Source organism: Nitrospirillum amazonense (assembly GCF_007828045.1).
GTDB lineage: Bacteria > Pseudomonadota > Alphaproteobacteria > Azospirillales > Azospirillaceae > Nitrospirillum > Nitrospirillum amazonense_C.
On the sequence record NZ_VITN01000038.1, the window covers coordinates 14,745 to 35,926 of the forward strand.

Sequence of the window (21,182 nt, forward strand, 5' to 3'; positions counted from 1 at the left end):
CTATAAGCGGTTAGACCGCATACTTGCAGGGGCCGGAGTACCGAGATGAGCATAGTGGCGAGGGCGGCGTTGGTCGCGATGACGGCCGGCGTGTTGGCGGCGTACACCGGGGCGGCCACCGCCACCGTGGCGGCGGAGCCGGTGAAGACGCCCCCGCCGGCGACGTCCGTTCCCGCCCCTGCCAACGGCCCGGCCGCCGGCAAAGGCGCCGATGTGACCAAGGCACCGGGCCCGCTGTGGTCCAAGAGCTGCGCCAAGACCGATGCCGGCGCCGAGATTTGCTATGTCGAGCAGTTCGCCATCGCCACGCCACAGAACGTCATGATGCTGCATGTCCGCGTGGGCTATCTCGGCCCCGACGGCAAGCCGCGCCTGATCCTGGCGACGCCCTTGGGCGTGCTGCTGCAGCCGGGCATCACCTTGGTGGTGGACCAGGACAAGCCTTTGTCTCTGCCCTTCGACGCCTGCCAGCAGGGCGGGTGCGTCGCCGCCGCCGACCTTGAAGACGGCAAGGTGTTGGACCACTTCACCGGCGGCAAAGTCCTGGCAGTGCGTTATATCAATGGCGACAAGGCCGCCGTCGACATCCCCGTGCAGCTGAGCGGCCTGGCCGCGGCGCTGAAGGCCCTGCCGGCGCCGCCCAAGCGCACCCCGTAAGCCACCCGCCCTGACCCATTCTGAAAAGCGCTGTGAAGCCATGAACACTCAACCGCAGACCACCATGACCGTTGAGCAGGCGCTGGGCCAGGCCCACGCCCACTGGAACGCTGGCCAGGCCGACCAGGCCGAACGGTTGTGCCAGCATGTGCTGGCGCTGTGGCCGGGGCAGTCGGACGCCCTGCACCTGATGGGCCTGATGGCCCACGCCTACGGCAACCTGGACCTGGCGATCGACCATCTGCGGCGCGCCTGCCAGGCGCCGCGCGTGCCGGCCGTCTATCTCAGCAACCTGGGTGAGATGCTGCGCCAGCGCGGCCTGCTGGCCGAGGCCGAGGTGGCCGCCCGCCGCGCCGTCACCATGGACAACGCCCTGGTGGCCGGCTGGAACAACCTGGGCATCATCCTGCAGGAAGCCGGCAAGCTGGAAGACAGCCTGACCTGCCTGGAACGGGTGGTGGCGCTGCAGCCCAACTATGCCGAGGCGCACAACAACCTGGGCAACACGCTGAAGCGCATGGGCCGGCTGGACCAGGCCCGCCAGCGTTACGAATACGCCCTGAACCTGGCCCCGGCCTATGCCGAGGCGCAGAGCAACCTGGCCAACCTGCTGAATGACCTGGGCCGCCCGGACGAGGCCCTGGCCGCAGCGCGCAAGGCCATCGACCTGAACCCGCGCCTGTCGGATGCCTACATCAACGCGGCGGCGGTGGAACTGGGCCGCAACCGCAATGAGGACGCGCTGCGCTGGATCGACGCGCTGCTGAGCTACGCCCCCCTGCATGCTGGCGCCCTGACCGTGCGCGCCACGGCCCTGCGTCACCTGGAACGTCTGGAGGAGGCGTTGGCCGACGCCCGCCGCGCCGTGGCGCAGCAGGCCGACAATGGCGAGGCCCAGAACGTCCTGGGTGAGGTGCTGCAGGCCCTGGGCCAGCATGACGAGGCGCTGGCCGCCTTCGACCGCGCGTCCAAGACCCTGGGCTTCGCCCCGGAAAAGGCCCTGATCAACCGCGGCGTCCTGCTGATGGAACGCGGCGACAAGGCCGAGGCCAAGGCCGCCTTCGAGCAGGTGGTGGCGCAGTTCCCGCGCTCCGCCTCCGCGTGGTTCAACATGTCGGACCTGCACCGCTTCCAGGCCGGCGACCCGGCCGTGACCAAGATGGAAGCGTTGCTGTACGGCCCCGACCCCGTGCAGTCGCAGACCGACCGCACCGCCCTGAACTTCGCCCTGGGCAAGGCGTGGATGGACATCGGCGACGCCGACCGCGCCTTCGGCTACCTGAACGAGGGCAACCGCCAGAAGCGCGCGACCTTCGCCTATGACGCCGACGCCACCAGCCGCTGGATGGCCGACATCGCCGCCGCCTTCCCGGCCGACGCCTTCAAGAAGGCCAAGTCCAACCTGGCGAGCAGCGACCAGGCCGTGTTCGTGCTGGGCATGCCGCGTTCCGGCACCACCCTGATCGAGCAGATCCTGGCCAGCCATCCCCAGGTTGCGGCCGCCGGGGAACTGTCGGCCTTCAACAACCTGGTGAACCAGCTGGGCCCGTATCCCCAGATCGCCGGCCATCTGACGCCGGAGATCACCGGCGGCGTGGGCCAGCGCTATCTGGACTTCGTCCGCCCCCTGGCCGGCGGCCGTCGCAAGGTCGTGGACAAGATGCCGTCCAACTTCCTGTTCGCCGGCCTCGTCAACCTGGCCCTGCCGGACGCCCGCATCATCCATGTGCGCCGCGACCCGGTGGACACCTGTCTGTCCTGCTACACCAAGCTGTTCACGCGTGAGCAGCTGTTCACCTACGACTTGGCGGAGCTGGGGCAGTTCTACCGCGCCTATGAACGGCTGATGGACCATTGGCGCGCCGTGCTGCCGGCCGACCGCTTCATCGAAGTGCGGTATGAGGACGTGGTGGACGACCAGGAAGGTCAATCCCGCCGCCTGATCGAGGCCATCGGCCTGAACTGGGACCCCGCCGTCCTGGACTTCCACAAGACCCGGCGCACCATCCGCACCGCCAGCCTGAACCAGGTGCGCCAGCCCATCTTCCGCAGCAGCATGGGCCGCTGGAAGCCGTTCGCGGCTCAGCTGACGCCGCTGCTGACGGCGCTGGGGATCGACCCCAACGCCCCGGACGCCCCAGTGGACGCTTCAGTGGACGCTCCGGCGGCCGCGCCAGCCAAGAAGCCCGCCGCGAAGAAGGCGGCGCCCAAGGCCGAAAAGGCGCCTGAGCCGGTGGTCGAGGCGCCCGCGCCCAAGAAGGCCAAGGCCGACGCCCCGGCCGCCGAGGACGCGGCGAAGCCGGCGCGCAGCCGCCGCAAGCCGGCCGCCAGCTGACAGGGCCTGCCGTCATGGACATGAAGGAACTTGAGCAGCAGGTCCGGCCCATGCTGATCGCGGGGCGGGGCGTCGAAGTCGAGGCCATGATCCGGCCCCTGCTGGCCAGTGGCACGGGCCCGGTGACACTGTGGGCCCTGCTGGCCCAGGCCCTGCGCGTGCAGGGCCGGGTGGTTGAGGCCAAGCCCATTCAGGAGATGCTGGTGGATGCCCTGCCCGGGCACCTGTCCACCCGGTTCGACCTGGCGGAAACCCTGCTGCTGCTGGGGGAGTTCGACCGTGGCTGGCGCGAATATGCCTACCGCTACAGCCTGGCGCACACCACGCGCATCGAGCGCAAGGTTCAGCGCCCGCGCTGGGACGGCCGTCCCATTCCGGGAAAGACCCTGCTGATCCATGATGAGCAGGGCTATGGCGACACCTTCCAGTTCATGCGCATGGTCGCCTGGGCCAAGGAGAAGAGCCAGGCCAACGTCATCCTGGAAATCAATCATGAGACGGCCAGCCTGGCCCGCCGCATGAAGGGTTTCGATGCGATGACCCTGCGCGGCGAACTGCCGCCCTATTTCGACGTGCACGCCGAGATGATGAGCCTGCCCATGATCATGGGCCTGCAGCTCAGCCAGCTGCCCGGCGAGCCCATGCCCTACCTGTCGGCCCTGCCCGACCGGCGGGAGCATTGGCGCAAGCGCCTGGAACAGTACAAGGGCTTGAAGGTGGCTTTCCTCTGGGCCGGCCGCCCCACCCATTTCAACGACGCCAACCGGTCCATGGGGCTGGAGATGCTGGCGCCGCTGGCGCAGGACGGCGTCACCCTGTTCTCCGTGCAGAAGGGCCCGAAGGAGGAGCAGGCGTTGAACCCGCCCGCTGCCATGGGCAAGCACGTCGTCAGCCTCAGCCCGGAGATCCGGGATTTCGAGGACACGGCCGCCATCCTGATGGAGGTCGATTTGCTGATCTCCATCGACAGCTCCCCGGTGCACCTGGCCGGCGCGCTGGGTCGCCCGGCCTGGGTCATGATACCCCTGCTGCCGGATTGGCGCTGGCTGCAGAACCGTGACGACACACCCTGGTACCCGTCCGTCCGCCTGTTCCGCCAGACGGAATGGGGGCAGTGGGGCCCGGTGATCGACCACGTGGCCAAGGCGCTGGCGGAGTTCAAGGCCAAGAAGGGCTGACGGTATGCGGGCCCGCGCCCTGGTGGCCCTGATGTTGGCAGGGGGGGTGCTGGCGGGCGGCTTGGCCGCCTGCTCCGGCATCCATGGCCGGCAGGAGCGGGGACCCGCCCTGGCCCAGGGTGGTGGCTGGCGCTGGGATTACCTTTCGGCGGGCAGTTTCGACCTGGCGATGGCGGTCAAGCCGAACGCCGGGGGCGTCGGTAACGACGTGCTGACCGTCTATATCGAGGGCGACGGCCTGGCCTATCTGTCGGCGCGCGAGCCGTCGCAGGATCCCACACCCACCGATCCCCTGGCCCTGCGCCTGGCCATGGGGCATCCCGGCACAGGGCCCGTCGCCTATCTCGCCCGGCCCTGCCAGTATGTCATGGAAACCCGCCCGCGGAACTGCCAGGTGGGCTACTGGACCAAGGCGCGCCTGGCGCCCGAGGTGGCGGACAGCGCCGGCCTGGCGCTGGACCGGCTGAAGGCCGACGCCCGCGCGCAACGCCTGGTGCTGGTGGGATATTCCGGCGGCGGCGGCCTGGCGGCGGTGCTGGCGGAACGGCGCGCCGACGTGGCCGGCCTGGTCACCGTGTCCGGCAACCTGGACTTCGGCCTGTGGACCAAAACGCTGGACCTGACGCCGCTGTCGCAGTCGATCGATCCCGTTACCGGCGCCGCCAAGCTGGCGGGCCGGCCGCAGGTTCATTTCGTGGGTGCCGACGACAAGGTGGTGGATGTCGCCATCGCCCAGTCCTTCGTGGCGCATCAACCCACGCCCGCGTCCGCCACCATCATCACCGTGCCCGGCCAGGACCACGGCTGCTGCTGGGCGGCATCCTGGGCCACCCTGGCCCGGCGGCCGGAGATGAAGGCCATCCCCGGCTGGCTGCCCTGACGCACCCGCCTCAACCCGCCGACCAATACCCCGCCACCACCGGCCGGCCGCCCAGGGCGCCGGTATGCTCCACCTCCGGCCCCAGGGGAATGCGGGTGCCGGCGCGGGCGAACACCGCCATCTCGTCCAGCGCCAGAGTTAGTGTGTGAACGCACCCGCCTTCCAGCGCCGCGCCGTCGGGGAAGCGGTGCCATTGCCCGGCGGGCAGGTAGACGGTGACGGTGCCGGCGGCGTTCAGGCAGGGGGCGACCAGCAGGTCGGGGCCGCAGAAGAACTGATCCTCGAAGGCCCACGCGGCGCGGTCGCCGGGGCAGGCCAGGGCCATGGCGCGCTGCACCGGCAGGCCGGTGGCGGCGGCGGTCTCCATGCCGGCGTGCAGATAGGGGATCAGGCGATAGCGCAGCTTCAGGGCGGCCAGGGTGGCGGCCTCCGCCTCCGGCCCATAGGACCACGGCTCCCGCGGGCCGATGCCGTGCAGGCGCATATGGGCGGAGAAGACGGCCGCCTGCGCCCAGCGGACATAGAGGATGGGGTCGCGCTGGTCGCGGTAGAAGCCACCGACGTCGGTGGCGTAGTAGGGTGCGCCGCTCAGGCCCCAGGACAGGCCGCCGCGCAAATTGCCGGCCATGCCTTCCCAATCCGCCTGCGGGTCGCCGCCCCACTGGGCGGGATAGCGCTGCGCCCCGATCCAGCTGGCGCGGGAGAACAGGAAGGGCCCGCTGGCGCAGTACGCCTCAGCCGCCTCATAGACGCAGCGGTTGTAAAGGTGGGCATAGACATTGTGCAGGGCGTGCCCGGTCTCGCCATTGCTGGCCAGCATGTCGGGCTCCACCTGCTCGCCGAAGTCCGCCTTGATCATGTCCACGCCGGCCTCGAACAGCGGCTTGTGGCAGTCGCGCCAGTAGGCGTAGGCGTCGGGATGGGTGAAGTCGATCAGGCCGCTGTCGGGCAGGGGGGTCAGGACGGGGCCGAAGGGTTCCAGATCCCACGTGTAACGATAGGCCTCACCCGTGCGCCGATCCTTGAGCAGCCAACCCTTGGCGGCCAGTTCATCGAACAGGGGGTTGTTGACCGACACCAGCGGGTATTCCCAGGCGCAGATCTTGAAGTCCATGGCCTTCAGGGTCGCCAGCGTGGCGGCGGGGTCTTGGAAGCGCTTCGGATCCCATTCGAAGGCGAAGCGGGTGTCGGTGTCCTGCCAGGCGCGGCCGTCGAAGGTGATGGTGTCGCAGGGCATGCCCTTGGCCCGCACCTCCGTCGCCACGGCGATGACCTCCTCCGGCGTGCGGTAATAGGCCTTGGACAGGATGACGCCCAGGCTCCACAGCGGCGGCACCGGCGCCCGGCCGGTCAGGCCGGTGTATTGTTCCAGCAGGGCGGCACCGTCGTCGCCGGTGAACAGGAACAGGTCCAGGTGATCATCCTCCACCACCAGGCCGTAGGCGCGCTGCGACCAGGGGGCGTAGCCCACGCCGTGGGTGACGGGGCTGGGCGTGTGCGCCAGCAGGCCCCAGCCCTCGGGGCTCCAGGCGAAGGGCGTGTTCTTGTAGGACCACTGGCCGTTGACGCCCAGCGCGTCCTCGTTGCGCGACCGCAGCAACTGCCCGCGATGGTCCAGTTGCCCCCACTTCTCCCCCAGGCCGTAGACCGGCTCGCCAGACTTCAGGTCCAGGCTGACGAACCAGGCGTCGTCCAGCTTGGCGAAGGGGGGCAGGCGGAAGCGGCGGACGAAATGCCCATCGGTGGGGGAGGACTGCACGACCCGGCCGTCGGCCCGGGTGAGGGTGAAGGACAGGGGCGTGTGGTCCAGCGTGCACGTCAGGCCGCCGGCCGTGACCACGGTGCGGTCGCCCTCCGCCGCCAGGGTGGGCGTCAGCGGCGCCGGCTCGGCCGCCAGCAGGCCATAGCCGCCGATGGCTCGCTCGCCTGTGCGCAGGCGGGCGCCGAAGGCGTGCAGCGTCAGCCACAGGGGTCCGGCGTCGGTTTCCAGCAGGATGGTGTCGCCCACCAGGCGGGCCTTGGTCGTCACGGTTACGGCGGGAATGCGGCCCCAATTGGGGGACGCCGTCGCGCCGACCATATCCTGCACCACGCTCATGGCTCCGTTCCTCGCTGCCGCCGGGTCATAGGGTTAAGCCCATACCCCAATCGGCACCGGCCCTGCCAGGGTTTCCCCGCAGGGCCGGGACACGTGGAACCGCCGTTCTGACGTCAGAACAAGGACTTCAGCCCGGGTGGCCGGCCTCTGGGTGCCCAATGGCGGCCAGCGCCCGGTCCAGTTCCTGGATGGCGCAGACGATGTGGTAGAAGCTGCTGGCGGGGGCGGCCTCTTCGACGAAGGTGCCGTCGGGGTTCAGGCGGTCGCGCCACAGGCCCTTCACCGGGGTGTCGAAGTACTTCATCAGGCCGCGCCCGCCATTGGCGGCCATGGTCCAGTAGGTGTCGCTGCGGTCGGCGTCGTCGCGGGTGGCCAGTGCCGCCAGCACGGCGCACTTGATGCGCTCCGTCTGCGGCCACAGGCGGGCGACGGGATCGTGGGGGGTGAGGTCGTCCAGCAGGGCGTTCATGGCCACGCCCCGCGCCGGGTCCACGCCCGGGCCCTCGCCCACGGCGATCATGCGCCAGGCGGCGTCGGCGGCCGCCTTGCTGCCGGTCAGTGCCGCCCAGCGCAGCATCAGCCAGGACCATTCGAACTGGTGTCCCGGCTCGACGATGCGGCCGGACGTGCCGGCCTGGGGCCGCCAGTCGCCGTCGAAGAATTCCTTCAGCCCGCCCATGTCGTCGTCGATGAAGCGGCTGAGCGCCAGGCCCACGATCTCTTCCGCCAGGTCGCGCCAGCCGCCGTCGCCACCCTGCTCCATCCAGGCCAGCGACGCCTCCAGCATGTGCATATGCGGGTTGGACAGCAGTGGCAGGGTGCGGGGGTGGCTCTCCTCGAACCCGCCCTGGGCGTGGTGCAGGGTGTCCAGCAGGCGCTGGCGCAGGGCCACGGCCATCTCCTCCGCCCTGCGGCTCTCCGGCGTGGCGCTCTGCGCGGCGGCGAGCGCGAACAGGGCGAAGGCCTGGTCGTACAGCACGACGGTGTCGTCCAGGGCGGTGCCGTCCGGCGCCACCTTGGTGCGGAACAGGCCATCGGGCCGGCGGTAGTGGTTCAGGAAGAAGGTCAGGCCATGCTCCGCCGCCTCGCGCACCGGGCCGTTCCAGCCGGACTTGGCGGCTACGGAATAGGAATAGACCTGGCGGGCCTGCACCCGGGCGCGGCGCGCGTCGTTGGTCGGCCTGCCGTCCAGCCCCAGCTTCTCATGGAAGCCGCCGTTCACCCGGTCCGCCCCCACCTCCCACCACAGGGGATAGGCCCGCTCCACCAGCCAGGCCTTAAGCTGGCCACGCACCGCGGCAGCGTCGGCCACGGCGCCGGTGGGGGTGGAGTTGGAGATGGTGGAGGACAGCACAGCCGCTTGCATCATCATTCGCCTTCCGGTCGGCTCTCGGGGGAAATTTCCAAGACGATAAAAGGCGTTGCCCATGCGGGCCAGAGGCAAGGCGGTAATAATTTGGTGACTGGATGGGTTTCGTTTTTGGGAACGCCACTCGACATACGATCGCGGCGATGCCATCTTCTGGATATGAGCAAGCCGGAACCCAAAACGCCTTTGAGCGACGAGGAGGCTGCCGAATTGGCGGCTTTGACCGCTGCCGTGGCGGAGGCCCGGGCGGATCATCGCGGTATCCCGCATTCTGAGGTGCGGGCATGGCTGCTGGAGATCGCCGCCGGCAATTTCGACGTGCCGCATCCCGTTCCTCGGTAATCAGCATGACTGAGCAGGTCACGTGGCGCCCTGTGGCCTTCGCGGACCTTGCAAAGATCATCGCCCATATTCATGCGGAAAACCCAATCGCAGCCCAGCGGGTTGGCCGCGAATTGCTGCTGGCGGCAGACAGCTTAGCGATTTTTCCAAATCGTGGGAGACACGGACGTGTGCCTGGAACGCGCGAACTGGTGACCATCCGCCCTTACATCATCGTCTACGAGGTCGATGACCGGAAAAGCGCGACAATCCTGCGGATTTGGCACAGTGCTCAGGATTGGCCGGCCTCTTAAGACCTCCTCCCAAGAAAAACGGCCCGGGTTCCGTCAAGGAACCCGGGCCGCATCGTAACCGCCGCTTCTAGGGGGGAGAGGAAGGCGGCGGGTGCGATCACTCGGCGGCGTGCGGCGCCGTGTGGCCGGCGATGGCCGGTTGGTCCAGCTTCTCGTGGGTGATCAGCTTGCCGCCCGCCAGCTTGCGCAGCAGGACGTAGAACACCGGGGTCAGCCCCAGGCCGAAGAAGGTCACGCCCAGCATGCCGAAGAACACGGCGACACCCATGGCGTGGCGCATCTCGGCGCCGGGCCCCGTCGACATCACCAGGGGCACCACACCCATGATGAAGGCGATGGAGGTCATCAGGATGGGACGCAGACGCAGGCGGCTGGCCTCAATCGCGGCCTGGACGGGGGTCTTGCCGTGGATTTCCAGTTCACGGGCGAACTCCACGATCAGGATGGCGTTCTTGGCCGACAGGCCCACCAACACCATGAAGCCGATCTGGGTGAAGATGTTGTTGTCACTGCCCGTCAGCCACAGGCCGGCCAGGGCCGACATCAGGCTCATGGGCACGATCAGCAGGATGGCCAGCGGCAGGGTCAGGCTCTCGTACTGGGCGGCCAGCACCAGGAAGACCAGCAGCACGCTGATGGGGAACACCCACAGGGCGGAGTTGCCGGCCAGGATCTGCTGGTAGGTCAGGTCCGTCCATTCCAGCTTGATTCCCCGGGGCAGGACCTCATGCGCGATCCGCTCCGCGGCGGCCTGGGCCTGGTTGGTGGAATAGCCCGGGGCCGGGCCGCTGTTGATGTCGGCGGCGGTGTAGCCGTTGTAGCGCACCACCATCTCCGGACCGTAGGTCGGGCTGACGCTGACCAGCGACGACAGCGGCACCATCATGCCCTGGGCGTTGCGGGTCTTCAGCAGGCCGATGTCGTCAGCATGGGCGCGGAACGGGGCGTCCGCCTGCACCCGCACCTGGTAGACGCGGCCGAAGCTGTTGAAGTCATTGACGTACAGCGAGCCCAGGTAAATCTGCATGGTGTCGAAGACGTCGTTGACCGACACGCCCAGCTGTTTGGCCTTCACCCGGTCCAGGTCCACGTTCAGCTGCGGAACGTTGATCTGGTAGCTGGAGAACGTCGGCCCCAGCTCCGGCGTCTTCATGGCCTTGGCGATGAAGTCGTTGGACGCCTTGGCCATGGCCTCGTAGCCCAGGGCGCCGGTATCCTCAAGCTGCAGCTTGAAACCGCCCAGGGTGCCCAGGCCCATGACGGGCGGGGGCGGGAAGACGGCGATGTAGGCGTCCTTGATGCCCGCGTATTCCTTGCGCAGGTTGGCGGCGATCTCGGCGGCCGAGATATGGCCGGGACGATCGTCGTAATGTTCCAGCGGGACGAAGACGATGCCGGCGCTGGAGCTGTTGGTGAAGCCGTTGACCGACAGGCCGGGGAACGAGACCGCATGGGTCACGCCCGGCTGCTTCATCGCGATCTCCGACATCTTGCGGATGACCTCCTCCGTGCGGTCCAGCGAGGCGCCGTTGGGCAGCTGGGCGAAGGTCACCAGGTATTCCTTGTCCTGGGCGGGCACGAAGCCGCCGGGCACGGTGTTACCCAGGAAGATGGTGGCACCCAGCAGGGCGACATAAACGCCGACCATGATGCCCTTGTGCCGGATGACGCCGCCCACGCTGTTGCCATAGGCCTGGGACCCGCGGTGGAACACCTTGTTGAAGCCCCGGAAGAAGGGGCCCAGCACGGTGTTCATGCCGCGCGTCAGCCAATCCTGGCCGTCATGGTGACCCTTCAGCAGCAGGGCCGCCAGGGCGGGGGACATGGTCAGCGAGTTGAAGGCGGAGATGACGGTGGAGATCGCGATGGTCATCGCGAACTGCTTGTAGAACTGGCCGGTCAGGCCGCTCATGGCCGCCAGCGGCACGAACACGGCCACCAGGGTCAGGGCGATGGCGATGATGGGGCCGCTGACCTCACGCATGGCCTGGTAGGTCGCTTCCTTGGGCGACAGCCCCGCCTCGATGTTGCGCTCGACGTTTTCCACCACGACGATGGCGTCGTCGACCACGATGCCGATGGCCAGCACCATGCCGAACAGCGACAGCGCGTTGATGGAATAACCGAAGGCCAGCAGCAGGGCGAAGGTGCCGACGATGGAGACGGGCACCGCCAGCAGCGGGATGATGGACGCCCGCCAGGTCTGCAGGAAGACGATGACCACGATCACCACCAGGGTGATGGCTTCCAGCAGGGTGTGGATCACCGCGTTGATGCTGGCGCGGACGAACTGCGTCGGGTCATAGACGATGCGGTATTCCACACCCGGCGGCATGTCGGCCGCCAGTTCCGCCATGGTCTTGCGGACCTCGTCGGAAATGGCCAGCGAATTGGCGCCGGGCGACTGGTTGATGGCCATGGCCACGGCCGGCTTGTTGTCCAGCAGGGCGCGCAGGCCGTATTCCGACGCCGCCAGCTCAATGCGGGCCACGTCGCGCAGGTAGGTGACACCACCGTCGGCCGTGGTCTGCAGGATGATGTCGCCGAACTCCGCCTCCGTCTTCAGACGGCCGCGGGCGTTCACCGACAGCTGCAGGGGTACGCCCTTCACGGACGGGGACGAGCCGATAACGCCCGCCGCCACCTGGACGTTCTGGTCGCGGATGGCGTTGACCACGTCCTCGGCGGTCAGGTTGCGCTGGGCCACCTTCTGCGGGTCCAGCCAGACGCGCATGGAATAGTCGCCCGAGCCCCAGACCTGGACCTGGCCCACGCCCTGGATGCGTTCCAGCCGGTCCTTCACGTTCAGGACGGCATAGTTGCGCAGATAGGTCATGTCATAGCGGTCGTTGGGCGAGATCAGGTGCACCACCATGGTCAGGGTGGGGGAGCTCTTGATCGTCGTGACACCCAGGCGCTGCACGTCCTCCGGCAGGCGCGGCAGCGCCTGCGAGACGCGGTTCTGCACCATCTGCTGGGCCAGGTCGGGATTGGTGCCCAGCTTGAAGGTGACCGTCACCGCCAGGTTGCCGTCGCTGTTGGCCTGCGACTGCATGTACAGCATGTTCTCGACGCCGTTGATCTGCTCTTCCAACGGTGCTGCGACGGCTTCGGCGATGACCTTGGGGTTGGCGCCCGGGTATTGGGCGTGCACCACCACGGTGGCGGGCACCACCTCGGGATATTCCGAGATGGGCAGTTGGAACACGGATATCAGGCCGGCCACGAAAATGGCCACCGACAACACGCCGGCGAAAATCGGCCTATCGATGAAGAAACGGGAGATGTTCATGGCTGTTCTCTAAGGGAACGGGCGTTCATCCAGGCACCTCGGGGGTTACGCCTCACAGGGCGGAACCGGCGGCGGTTTGCCGGGGCTGGGTGGCGGGGTTCTCGCCCGCCATGGCGACGTTCTTGGGCTTCACCGCGTCGCCGGGGCGGGCGAACTGCACGCCGTTGACGACGATGCGCTCCCCCGCCTTCAGGCCCTTGGTGATGACGCGCAGGCCATCCTGCATGCCGCCCAGGGCGACCTCGCGGTAGGCGACCTTGTTGTCGTCGCCGACCACCAGGACGTACTTCTTGTCCTGGTCGGTGCCGATGGCGCGATCGTCCACCAGCAGGGCCTCATGCGGGCTGCTGCCACCCACCTTGATGCGGGCGTACAGGCCGGGGACCAGCAGGCCGTCCGCGTTGTCGAACTTGGCGCGCACGCGGATGGTGCCGGACACGGTGTCCAGGTGGTTGTCCACATGCTCCACCGAGCCGGCGCGGGAATAGCCGTCCTCGGTGGCGAGGCCCAGCTGCACCGGCGCGGTGCCGTCCTTCACGCTGGCGATGTAGCGCAGGTAGGTCTGCTCATCCACGTCGAAGGAGGCGTAGATGGGCGAGACGGAGACCAGCGTGGTCAGGGGCACGCTGGCCGCACCGGCGGCCACGATGTTGCCCACCGTGATCTCCGCCCGGGAGACGCGGCCGTCCACCGGCGCCACCACGCGGGTATAGCTGAGATTCAGGCGCGCCACCTCCAGCGCCGCCTCGGCCGCCTTCACGTCGGCGGCGGCGGTGCGGGAAGTGTTCTCGCGGTCATCCAGGTCCCGCTGGGGGATGGCGTTGCTGGTGATCAGCTTGCGGGCGCGCTCCAGATCCGTGGTGGCGAAACGCAGGCGCGACTGCGCCGACGCCAGCGCCGCCTCGGCCCGGTCGACCTCCGCCTGGAAGGGGCGGGGGTCGATGGTGAACAGCAGGTCGCCCTTCTTCACCAGGGCGCCGTTCTTGAAGTTCACGGCCACGATGGGGCCGGAGATCTGCGGACGGATGTCCACATGCTCCACCGCCTCCAGCCGGCCGGAATAGCTCTGCCAGTCGACGACGGTGCGGGCCAGCACCGGGGCCACGTCCACCTCTGCCGCCGGCGGGGCGGCGGGGGTGGAGGCGGCCTGGGCGCCGGAGGGGCCGTGCAGGAAAAAGCCGCCGATGGCGACCAGGGCGACGCCGGCGGCCAGCGCCAGCACCAGCTTCGTGCGCGTGTTGGACATGGGATGATACTCCTTGATACGGCGTTGGCGGGGCGTTACAGGCGACGCCCGAGGAAGTTGGCGATGGCCGCCAGGGCCGAAGGGTTGGCGGCAAGGTCGGCATGGGAAACGCGGGGGAAACGGGTCACCTCGGTGGGCACGCCGGCCCCGATCAGTTGACCCGCGTACTTCTCGGCCTCGACGTGCAGCACGTCGTTCTGGGCCGTGACGATCAGCGCCGGGGGCAGGCCGGCCAGGCGCCGGGATTCCAGCGGCGCCGCATAGGGATGCAGGCGCTGCGCCGCTTCCGGCAGATAGGCGCGGTAGCACTTGGCGCAGTCGGCGATGGTGATGTCCGAACTCAGCAGCGTTTCGTCCCCCACCCGGGTCAGGCTGGGGTCCAGCATGGGGCCGATCAGCACCTGCGCCTTCAGCGGCACGTCACCCTGGTCACGGGCGATGAAGGTCAGCGAGGCGACGATGTGCCCGCCGGCATCGTATCCGGCCACGCCCAGGCGGTTGGCGGCGCCGCCGAAGTCCTTGGCATGTTCGGTGGCCCACAACGCCGCGCGATAGGCGTCGCCGGGGGCGGCGGGGAAGGGGTGGGCCGGGGCCAGGGAATAGCCCACGGAGATGACGAAGGCCGGCGTGTGCGTGGCGATGAAGCGCGCCGCCGGATCGGCATCGTCCAGCCCGCCCTTGGTGAAGCCACCGCCGTGGAACACCAGCACGACCGGCAGCGAGGGCCGCAGGCTCTTGCGCGCCACGGCCGGACGGTACAGGCGCAAGGTCACCTCCTGGGCATAGCCCGGGATGCGCGTCTCGCACACGGTCACCTCATCCGGGCCGCTGGCGGTTGTTTCACAGGGATTATGGCGCGATGGCCTGGACATTTCACACGGACGCGGGTGCGTCCCTCCTGGTTATGACAGGGTGGACTGTATGAGGGGTGTTGCGGCGAATAAATCAGTGTTTCGCTGCTACACAATTCGGATTGTCAGAACAATCGAGAGCGCCGGAGACGGAAACGCGCACCGCGGCTGATGCGCTGCGGTGCGCGTAGGTGGCCCAGGGACAGGCCACGTAAGCCGATTGTCGGATAGAGACGGGTTTAGAAGCCCCGCAGCATGACGCCGATGAAGGGGAACAGGTCGCACAGCGCCAGGCCGGCGAACAGGGACAGCCCGGCACCCATGGCCGCCAGGACCGCCAGGGTCATGCGGGCGTCCGCGGTCAACAGGGGGGCGGGTACCGGCAACTCCCCCAGCAATGGGCTGGGGGCGAAGGGATGGGGAAGCGTCAGGCGGCGCTGGGCATCAAGGATCGGTGCGGCCATCGAACGAACTCCTCACGAACGGGTGATGCCAGGCATACGCCGGAATCGGCGGCGGTCGCGTCCCGTTTCCCGCCGTCAAATCGGCGCGGACGCGGGCGGCGGTATCAGCCGCGGGATCCGGCGGGGTGCCGGCATCAGGAATGGAACGGTGTGACCTGTGACTGCCAAGACCAGGGATCACGCCAGCGACAACGCGTCCGCGCCCCTTCCCGGGGGATAGCCCCGGTGGAAAAGGACGATCAGACCGCGATACTAGGTTAGGGCCCCGAACGGGGCGGTTTCACGACGGCGGACCCTGAAAGCATCCCCCGGGTCCAGGCTGCCGTCCGGTCCGTGACCGGCACTGCAGCAACGGTTCCATCATAGCGAACACCGCTCTAGGCGGAATACGCGATAATGCGAATACTCTGTTTAGGAAAAACCGCATAATCAGCGGGATGGGTGCCGCGATGCGGCGGCGGGGCGCCTACTTCAAAACCAGAATGGCACCGGCTTCATAAAACAAATAGGCTTTTTGCGCATCGACGAAAGCGAACGCACCGACGTTGCTGCCGTCGCAGCGGACCCAGCCATAGGTCGCCTGGGCATTAGAGAATGCTGGCCATTTCCAACTGTCACCGAAATGCTGGCCCAGTTCGCTGACGGGCCGGGACTTGATGTCATCATAGCTCAGGCCGCGGGTGCAGTCTTCCGCGAAGGGGTCCGTCAGCGTGTCGGCCTTCATGGCGACCTGCAAGCCGATGGCGGAAGAGAGCAGGGCGCGATCCTGGACTGTCCCCCCCTCGATGGCGGTGACGGTCCAGGTCTTTTGCCAGAATGGTGCCGCTGTCTGGGCGCAGGCGGGATGTCCCAGCGCCAAGGGAAGAATGACGCTCAATGCGTGGATCGATCTCATCGGGGCGATCTCAACTGATGGCCTTCACGAGCCTGATGAAGAAATGCGGCTTTTTTGACCAAAAGAAGTCGTTGAACGAGACCAGTGCGACGCCGGTTGATGTCTGCGACCCGATCCAGTGGGTCGTATCATAAACGATGCCGACGTGGTCATAAGGAACTTCCGGCCCTTTACGGAAGCAAATGAGATCGCCGGCTTCCGGGGTGCCGGTTACCGGGATGAAATGGGGGCTGGCGAAGATGCTGCCGGCGGTCATGAAGTCAAGCCCCAGTGACGGATACGCCTGTTTCAGCACGTACATGGTAAAGCCCGAGCAATCGAAACCGTTCGTGGTATGGCCGTTCCACGTGTATGGCTTGCCCTTGGCCTTTTCCCACACGCCCTTGGCTGCTTCGACGATCTTGGTATCGCCTGGGCCGGTTGCCAAAGTATCGCTCATGACATCCTATCCGGGTTGATTGTTCCTCGGCCAGTTAGGGTAGATCAAGGGTTAAGGCTGGCAATGATCACCACAGGGTATAATCCCAGTGAAGAATTACGCGCAGATCAGGCACTTCTCCTCATCCTCCACATCGGCCGTGACCGGGGCGGGCGGCTTTTCCGGGCAGAGGGTGGCCTGGCCGTTGAACAGGGGGCAGCTGTCGAACAGGTCGGCCACCCAGTCCACGAACACCCGCACCTTGGGCGACAGGTGGCGGTTGTGGGGATAGACGGCGGAGATGGGCATGGGCTCCGGCTTCCACCGGGGCAGCAGTTCCTTCAGCTGGCCGGACAACAGGTAGGGCTTGGCCATGAAATAGGGCGGCTGGATGATCCCCAGCCCCTCCAACCCGCAGGTGAGATAAGCGTCGGCGTCGTTCACGGCCACCGGGCCGGCGGCCTTCACCTCCTGCACCTCGCCCTCCACGATGAAGGACAGGTCGACGATCTTGCCGGTGCGGCTGTGGAAATAGTTCACGGCCTGGTGGCGCTCCAGATCCTCCAGCGTTTCGGGCACACCGTAGGCGGCGATGTAGGCCGGGCTGGCGCAGGTCACGCCCTGGAACACGCCCACACGTCGCGCGATCAGGCTGCTGTCCTGAAGATGGCCCACGCGGACCACGCAGTCCACGCCGTCCTGCACCAGGTCCACCGGCCGGTCGCCCATGCCGATCATCAGGTCGATGTCGGGATATTGCCGGCGGAATTCATGGACGCGGGGAATGACCAGCAGCCGGCCGATGGCGCCCGGCATGTCCACGCGCAGCTTGCCACGCGGGTTCTTCTTCATGTTGGCGAAGGAGGATTCCGCCTCATCGATGTCGGACAGGATGCGGACGGCGCGTTCGTAATAGGCGGCGCCGTCGGGGGTCAGGCTCAGGCGCCGCGTCGTCCGCTGCAGCAGCCGCACGCCCAGGAAGCCTTCCAGGTTCTGGATGATGGTGGTGACGGACGCGCGGGGCAGGCCCAGCGTGTCCGCCGCCTTGGAGAAACTGTTCACTTCCACGATGCGGGTGAAGACCTGCATCGCCTGCAACTTGTCCATGGGTATCCCCGGAACGAACATGGGTCCGGAGCAATGTAGGCAGGAACGTTGCCCAGTTCCAGAGGGGCGCGCCGGAGGCTGGGTTCCAGGGACGCGCCCCTGGAACCCTTCCAGCCGTCAAGAACCCGAGGCTTAGAACCCGGCCTTCAGGGTGACGAAGAACTGGCGCGGGGCCAGCGGGTAAATGGCGTAGGTGCCGGAGGCCGAGCCCACGGTGATGGTGCTGGCCGCCTTTTTGTCCATCAGGTTGGTGACGTTCAGCGCGATAGAGGACGACTTCACGCCCGGGGCGATGGCGCCCAGATCGTAGCTGGCCTCCAGGTTGAACTGCCAATAGGACGGGACCCACAGGTCGTTGGTGTAGGTGGCGTAGCGCTTGCCGTAGTACTCGCCGCTGACCTTGGCCCCGAAGGCGTCGTAGTTGGTGCTGACGATGAAGCGGTTCATCCATTCCGGATCGCCGGGGATCAGCTTGCCGGCGGTCTGCACCGTGCTGGCACCGCTGACGTAGTTCTGGTCGTACTGGGAGTGGTTGTAGGACAGGGCGTCGTAGACCGAGAAGTGGTCGCCCAGGTGCACGGTGGCGGCCACGTCGACGCCGTCGGTGGTGACGCTGCCCACGTTCTGCAGGATGCCGACGCCGCCCACGAAGCTGGTGAGGGTGGCGTTCGGGCTGATCAGCAGCTGACGGTTGCTGAAATCGACGTGGTAGTAGTTGATCTGGCCGCCGATGCCGGTGATGAAGCCCAGGTCCACCGGGTGGTCGCCGCGCCAGCCGGCCTCATAGGTCCACGAGGTCTCGGGGTTGCCGGTCTGCTTGAACAGGTCGAAGGCCGCCTGGTTGCCCAGGCTCCACGGCGAGGCGCCGCCCAGGCCATAGGTGATGTACTGGCGCAGGTTCTTCTGGATGTTGAAGAACAGCTGGTCGTTGCTGGTGATGTCCCACAGGGCACCCACCTGCGGCAGGAAACCCTCCTTGGTGTCGATCTGGCCCTGCGGCAGGTTCACGGTGGTGCCGCTGTAGGAACCAGGCAGGGGCTGCACCGGCATCTTGCCGTCGGCGAACTGCAGGCTGGCCTTGAAACCGGCCTGCAGCTTCACGGTGGGCAGCACTTGCCACTGGTCCTGCAGGTAGGGCTGGATCACGTCGTTGGTGATCTTGCTTTCCACCTGGGTGAACAGCGCATTGTCCGGGACATCATAGGGCGTCAGCGGGTTGGTCAGCGACAGCTGGTACCAGCGCCGGGCGGTCGTGGTCTCGTTATGCTCCCACCACACGCCACCTTCGATCTGGTGATCGCCCAGGGTGTAGGTGGCGTTGGAGCGCACGCCCTCGCGGTCGATGGTGTACTCGGTGGTGCGCACGCCGTAGCCGGTGTTGCCCAGCACGGTCTTCAGGTCCTGGGTCGGGTAATAGACCTTGAACACCGAGGCGGCGCCGCTAATGGGCAGGGCCACGATGCCACGGCCGTCGTCGTGGTGGTAGTACACCTGGTTGTGCCACACCAAATCGTCGCTGAACTGGTAGTCATAGCTGACGTAGCCCAGGTAGTCGGTACGCTGCGCCGCGCTGAAATAGTTGGAATAGTTGGCGCCCAGGGCCGCCGGGGTGTTGCCCCTGGCGTCCACGTAGGTCAGCGCCTTGGCCAGATCCGGGTACAGGAAGGGGCGGGTGTAGGGCTGGTAGGCCTGGTTGGCGGCGATGGAGGTTGCGTCCTCGTTGGGCTCGACCTTGTCCGACCAGTCGAAGAAGGCCTTCAGCGTGCCCTTGTCACCGGCATGCACGAACTTGCCGTTGACCTGGTAGCCGCCCTGCTGCCCGTTGAAATCCCAGGCGCGGGAGTCCTGCCGCACGAAGGAGACGTAACCGCTGTTGCCGCCGCCCAGGTCGCCGGTGTCGATGCGGGCGAAGGTGCGGAAGGTGTCGTAGCTGCCGAACACCTGCTCCACCTGCGCGCCGGCCTCATCCTTGGGATCGTCTGAGAACACGGCCAGCGTGCCGCCCAGGTTGCTGGTGGAGGCGGTGCCCAGGTCACCGGCGCCGGACGCCAGGCTGATGCGGCCGATGTTCTCGCTGATGATGGCGCGCTGCGGCGACAGGCCGTTGTAGTTGCCATAGGACTGGTCGCCCAGCGGCACGCCATCCAGGGTATAACCCAGCTGCTGGGCGTTGAAGCCGTGGATGTAGAGCGAGGAGTTCTGCTCGTTGTTGCCCCACGGATCGGCATTCTGGAAGATGACGCCGGGCAGCATGTTGATGGCCTTCACCGCATTCACGCCCGGCATGATGGCCTGGATCTCGCGCGTCGGCAGCTCGATTTCCGACGCGGAGCGGCGGGACGAGGTGACGATGACCTCCTGCATCTGATCGGTGTCGGCGGCGGCCGCGTCGGGCGCCCTCTGGTCGGGCGCCCTTTGGGCCGACGCGGGCAGGGTCAGGCCGGTCATCAGCGCCAGGGCGGCGGCCGATGCCAACAGGTGACGGATTTGCATTTCTTTCCCCCAGGGTTATGAAATTTCTGGGGTAATAGCCAGGCTACCGCAGTGCGGCAAATTAAGTTTTGATTTCAGAATCGGCGCAGGAACATTACAAAATCATGCAAGTTATACTTACAACGAATGGTTTCTGGCCACCGTGATTATGCCCAAAGGGCAATATACTGAGTAATTGCCGCGGTGGCGAGATGCCGCAAATGCGAAGGGATGCCTGCTGGCGGGCGGGGGGCGCCGTCCTGTCGTCACATTCTTGCACCTGGTTATCGGCGGGCCCTATAAAACCTCATCCATTGTTCAGATTCAGGTCTGCGCCATGCCTGCTTCGCCAAAGCTGCCCCCTGCCAAATTGCCCTCTGCCAAACTGCCCCCTGCCAAACTGAAACGTGAACTTTCCGTGGGGGAGGTGGCGAAACGCGCGGGTGTCGCCGTTTCCACCCTGCATTTCTACGAGAGCAAGGGCCTGATAACGGCCAGCCGCAGCACCGGCAACCAGCGCCGCTACCCGCGCGAAATCCTGCGGCGCATCGCCATCATCCGCGTGGCCCAGCGCGCCGGCATCGCCCTGGCGGACATCCATGCCGCCCTGGGCACCATACCGGACGGGCGCACCCCCACCCAGGCCGACTGGCGCCGCCTGTCAAGCGGCTGGAGGGACATGCTGCAGCAGCGCATCGACAGCCTGATGCAATTGCGCGACCAACTGGAAACCTGCATCGGTTGCGGCTGTCTGTCGCTGGCCGACTGCCCCTTGCGCAACCCCTACGACCGCTTGGGCGCCAATGCGGCGGGGCCGGTGCTGTTGCGGCCGGGCGTGGGGGAGACAGGGGAGTAAGGCGACGGTGGTCTTAAGGCAACATCAGGGGAACGTTGCTTGAGGCGGCGGCTTGGCGCAACGCCTTGTCAAAAGTGGCGAGCGGCAGGCCCGATCTCAGCGCCGGAGCTATCGATGACGCACAGGGTCATCGACGGCCTTCAAGACGGTATTCATCCAACTCAGCCATTGTGAAGGGCGTCTGGTCCTTGGCCGCGATGGAATGGCGCAGCGCCGTCAGCGCGGATGCGGCTGCTTTCGCTGAGGCGATGTCCTTGCCACCATCGATAGGGCTGAGTTTGGCGACGGGACGGCCGTGGCGGGTGATAATTACTTCCTCACCCGCCTCGACCTTAGGGACTGTTGATAAATAAATGAATCAATGATTTTTTGCGGTTTGGGGATTCTCCGGCTGACACGGAGCTTATAGAATCGCCGGATGATTGATCA

18 protein-coding genes are annotated in these 21,182 nt (G+C 66.9%); 7 read left to right on the forward strand and 11 right to left on the reverse strand.

Translation table 11 applies throughout. From position 1 onward, the window contains the following. Positions 1-45: 45 nt before the first annotated feature. Genes FBZ89_RS29255 through FBZ89_RS29270 form a run of 4 tightly spaced genes read left to right on the forward strand, consistent with a single transcriptional unit; the run spans position 46 to position 5,050 of the window. Positions 46-657, forward strand: a complete 612-nt coding sequence (locus tag FBZ89_RS29255; RefSeq protein WP_246173013.1) for an invasion associated locus B family protein — start codon at positions 46-48, stop codon at positions 655-657. Positions 658-697: 40 nt separating this feature from the next. Then, positions 698-2,992, forward strand: coding sequence for a tetratricopeptide repeat-containing sulfotransferase family protein (locus FBZ89_RS29260; RefSeq protein ID WP_145754492.1), 2,295 nt, complete (start codon positions 698-700; stop codon positions 2,990-2,992). A gap of 14 nt (positions 2,993-3,006) precedes the next feature. Further along, positions 3,007-4,170, forward strand: a complete 1,164-nt coding sequence (locus tag FBZ89_RS29265) for a glycosyltransferase family 9 protein (RefSeq protein ID WP_211115408.1) — start codon at positions 3,007-3,009, stop codon at positions 4,168-4,170. Positions 4,171-4,174: 4 nt separating this feature from the next. Further along, positions 4,175-5,050 carry an alpha/beta hydrolase family protein gene (locus FBZ89_RS29270; RefSeq protein ID WP_211115409.1) on the forward strand — a complete coding sequence of 292 codons (876 nt, stop codon included), beginning with the start codon at positions 4,175-4,177 and terminating at the stop codon, positions 5,048-5,050. A gap of 10 nt (positions 5,051-5,060) precedes the next feature. On the opposite strand, the gene FBZ89_RS29275 is transcribed toward FBZ89_RS29270, so the two are convergent. Next, positions 5,061-7,148 (reverse strand): glycoside hydrolase family 31 protein, encoded by a 2,088-nt coding sequence (locus tag FBZ89_RS29275; protein WP_145754496.1) that lies wholly within the window; start codon positions 7,146-7,148, stop codon positions 5,061-5,063. 127 nt (positions 7,149-7,275) lie between these two features. Beyond that, a complete protein-coding gene (locus tag FBZ89_RS29280) occupies positions 7,276-8,520 on the reverse strand; it encodes an AGE family epimerase/isomerase (RefSeq protein WP_145754497.1) in 1,245 nt (414 codons plus the stop codon). Between the two features lie 156 nt (positions 8,521-8,676). On the opposite strand from FBZ89_RS29280, the gene FBZ89_RS29285 reads away from it, so the two are divergent. Together FBZ89_RS29285 and FBZ89_RS29290 are read left to right on the forward strand one after the other, a co-directional pair. Further along, positions 8,677-8,859 (forward strand): hypothetical protein, encoded by a 183-nt coding sequence (locus FBZ89_RS29285; protein ID WP_145754499.1) that lies wholly within the window; start codon positions 8,677-8,679, stop codon positions 8,857-8,859. A gap of 5 nt (positions 8,860-8,864) precedes the next feature. Further along, positions 8,865-9,152, forward strand: coding sequence for a type II toxin-antitoxin system RelE/ParE family toxin (locus tag FBZ89_RS29290; protein ID WP_145754500.1), 288 nt, complete (start codon positions 8,865-8,867; stop codon positions 9,150-9,152). Positions 9,153-9,249: 97 nt separating this feature from the next. Here FBZ89_RS29290 and FBZ89_RS29295 read toward each other — a convergent pair whose 3' ends face one another. From FBZ89_RS29295 to FBZ89_RS29330, 8 genes are all read right to left on the reverse strand, one after another. Beyond that, positions 9,250-12,444 (reverse strand): efflux RND transporter permease subunit, encoded by a 3,195-nt coding sequence (locus FBZ89_RS29295; protein ID WP_145754502.1) that lies wholly within the window; start codon positions 12,442-12,444, stop codon positions 9,250-9,252. A 52-nt stretch (positions 12,445-12,496) separates the two neighbouring features. Further along, entirely contained in the window at positions 12,497-13,690 is a 1,194-nt protein-coding gene (locus tag FBZ89_RS29300) for an efflux RND transporter periplasmic adaptor subunit (protein WP_145754504.1), read from the reverse strand. Between the two features lie 35 nt (positions 13,691-13,725). Further along, positions 13,726-14,499 carry an alpha/beta hydrolase gene (locus tag FBZ89_RS29305; RefSeq protein ID WP_246173015.1) on the reverse strand — a complete coding sequence of 258 codons (774 nt, stop codon included), beginning with the start codon at positions 14,497-14,499 and terminating at the stop codon, positions 13,726-13,728. A gap of 281 nt (positions 14,500-14,780) precedes the next feature. Then, positions 14,781-15,005, reverse strand: coding sequence for a hypothetical protein (locus FBZ89_RS29310; protein WP_145754507.1), 225 nt, complete (start codon positions 15,003-15,005; stop codon positions 14,781-14,783). A 466-nt stretch (positions 15,006-15,471) separates the two neighbouring features. Continuing rightward, entirely contained in the window at positions 15,472-15,900 is a 429-nt protein-coding gene (locus tag FBZ89_RS29315; RefSeq protein ID WP_145754509.1) for a hypothetical protein, read from the reverse strand. Between the two features lie 10 nt (positions 15,901-15,910). Continuing rightward, positions 15,911-16,339, reverse strand: a complete 429-nt coding sequence (locus FBZ89_RS29320) for a C40 family peptidase (protein ID WP_145754510.1) — start codon at positions 16,337-16,339, stop codon at positions 15,911-15,913. A 96-nt stretch (positions 16,340-16,435) separates the two neighbouring features. Next, positions 16,436-17,425 carry a LysR family transcriptional regulator gene (locus FBZ89_RS29325; RefSeq protein WP_145754512.1) on the reverse strand — a complete coding sequence of 330 codons (990 nt, stop codon included), beginning with the start codon at positions 17,423-17,425 and terminating at the stop codon, positions 16,436-16,438. Positions 17,426-17,557: 132 nt separating this feature from the next. Continuing rightward, on the reverse strand, positions 17,558-19,918 hold the full coding sequence (locus FBZ89_RS29330) for a TonB-dependent receptor (protein ID WP_145754514.1): 2,361 nt from the start codon (positions 19,916-19,918) through the stop codon (positions 17,558-17,560). A 316-nt stretch (positions 19,919-20,234) separates the two neighbouring features. Between FBZ89_RS29330 and soxR the strand changes: the two genes are divergently transcribed. Next, positions 20,235-20,753 carry a redox-sensitive transcriptional activator SoxR gene (gene soxR, locus FBZ89_RS29335; protein WP_145754515.1) on the forward strand — a complete coding sequence of 173 codons (519 nt, stop codon included), beginning with the start codon at positions 20,235-20,237 and terminating at the stop codon, positions 20,751-20,753. 127 nt (positions 20,754-20,880) lie between these two features. Here the strand turns inward: soxR and FBZ89_RS32115 are convergent, their stop codons facing one another. Beyond that, a complete protein-coding gene (locus FBZ89_RS32115) occupies positions 20,881-21,108 on the reverse strand; it encodes a type II toxin-antitoxin system Phd/YefM family antitoxin (RefSeq protein ID WP_145754522.1) in 228 nt (75 codons plus the stop codon). Between the last annotated feature and the right edge of the window lie 74 nt (positions 21,109-21,182).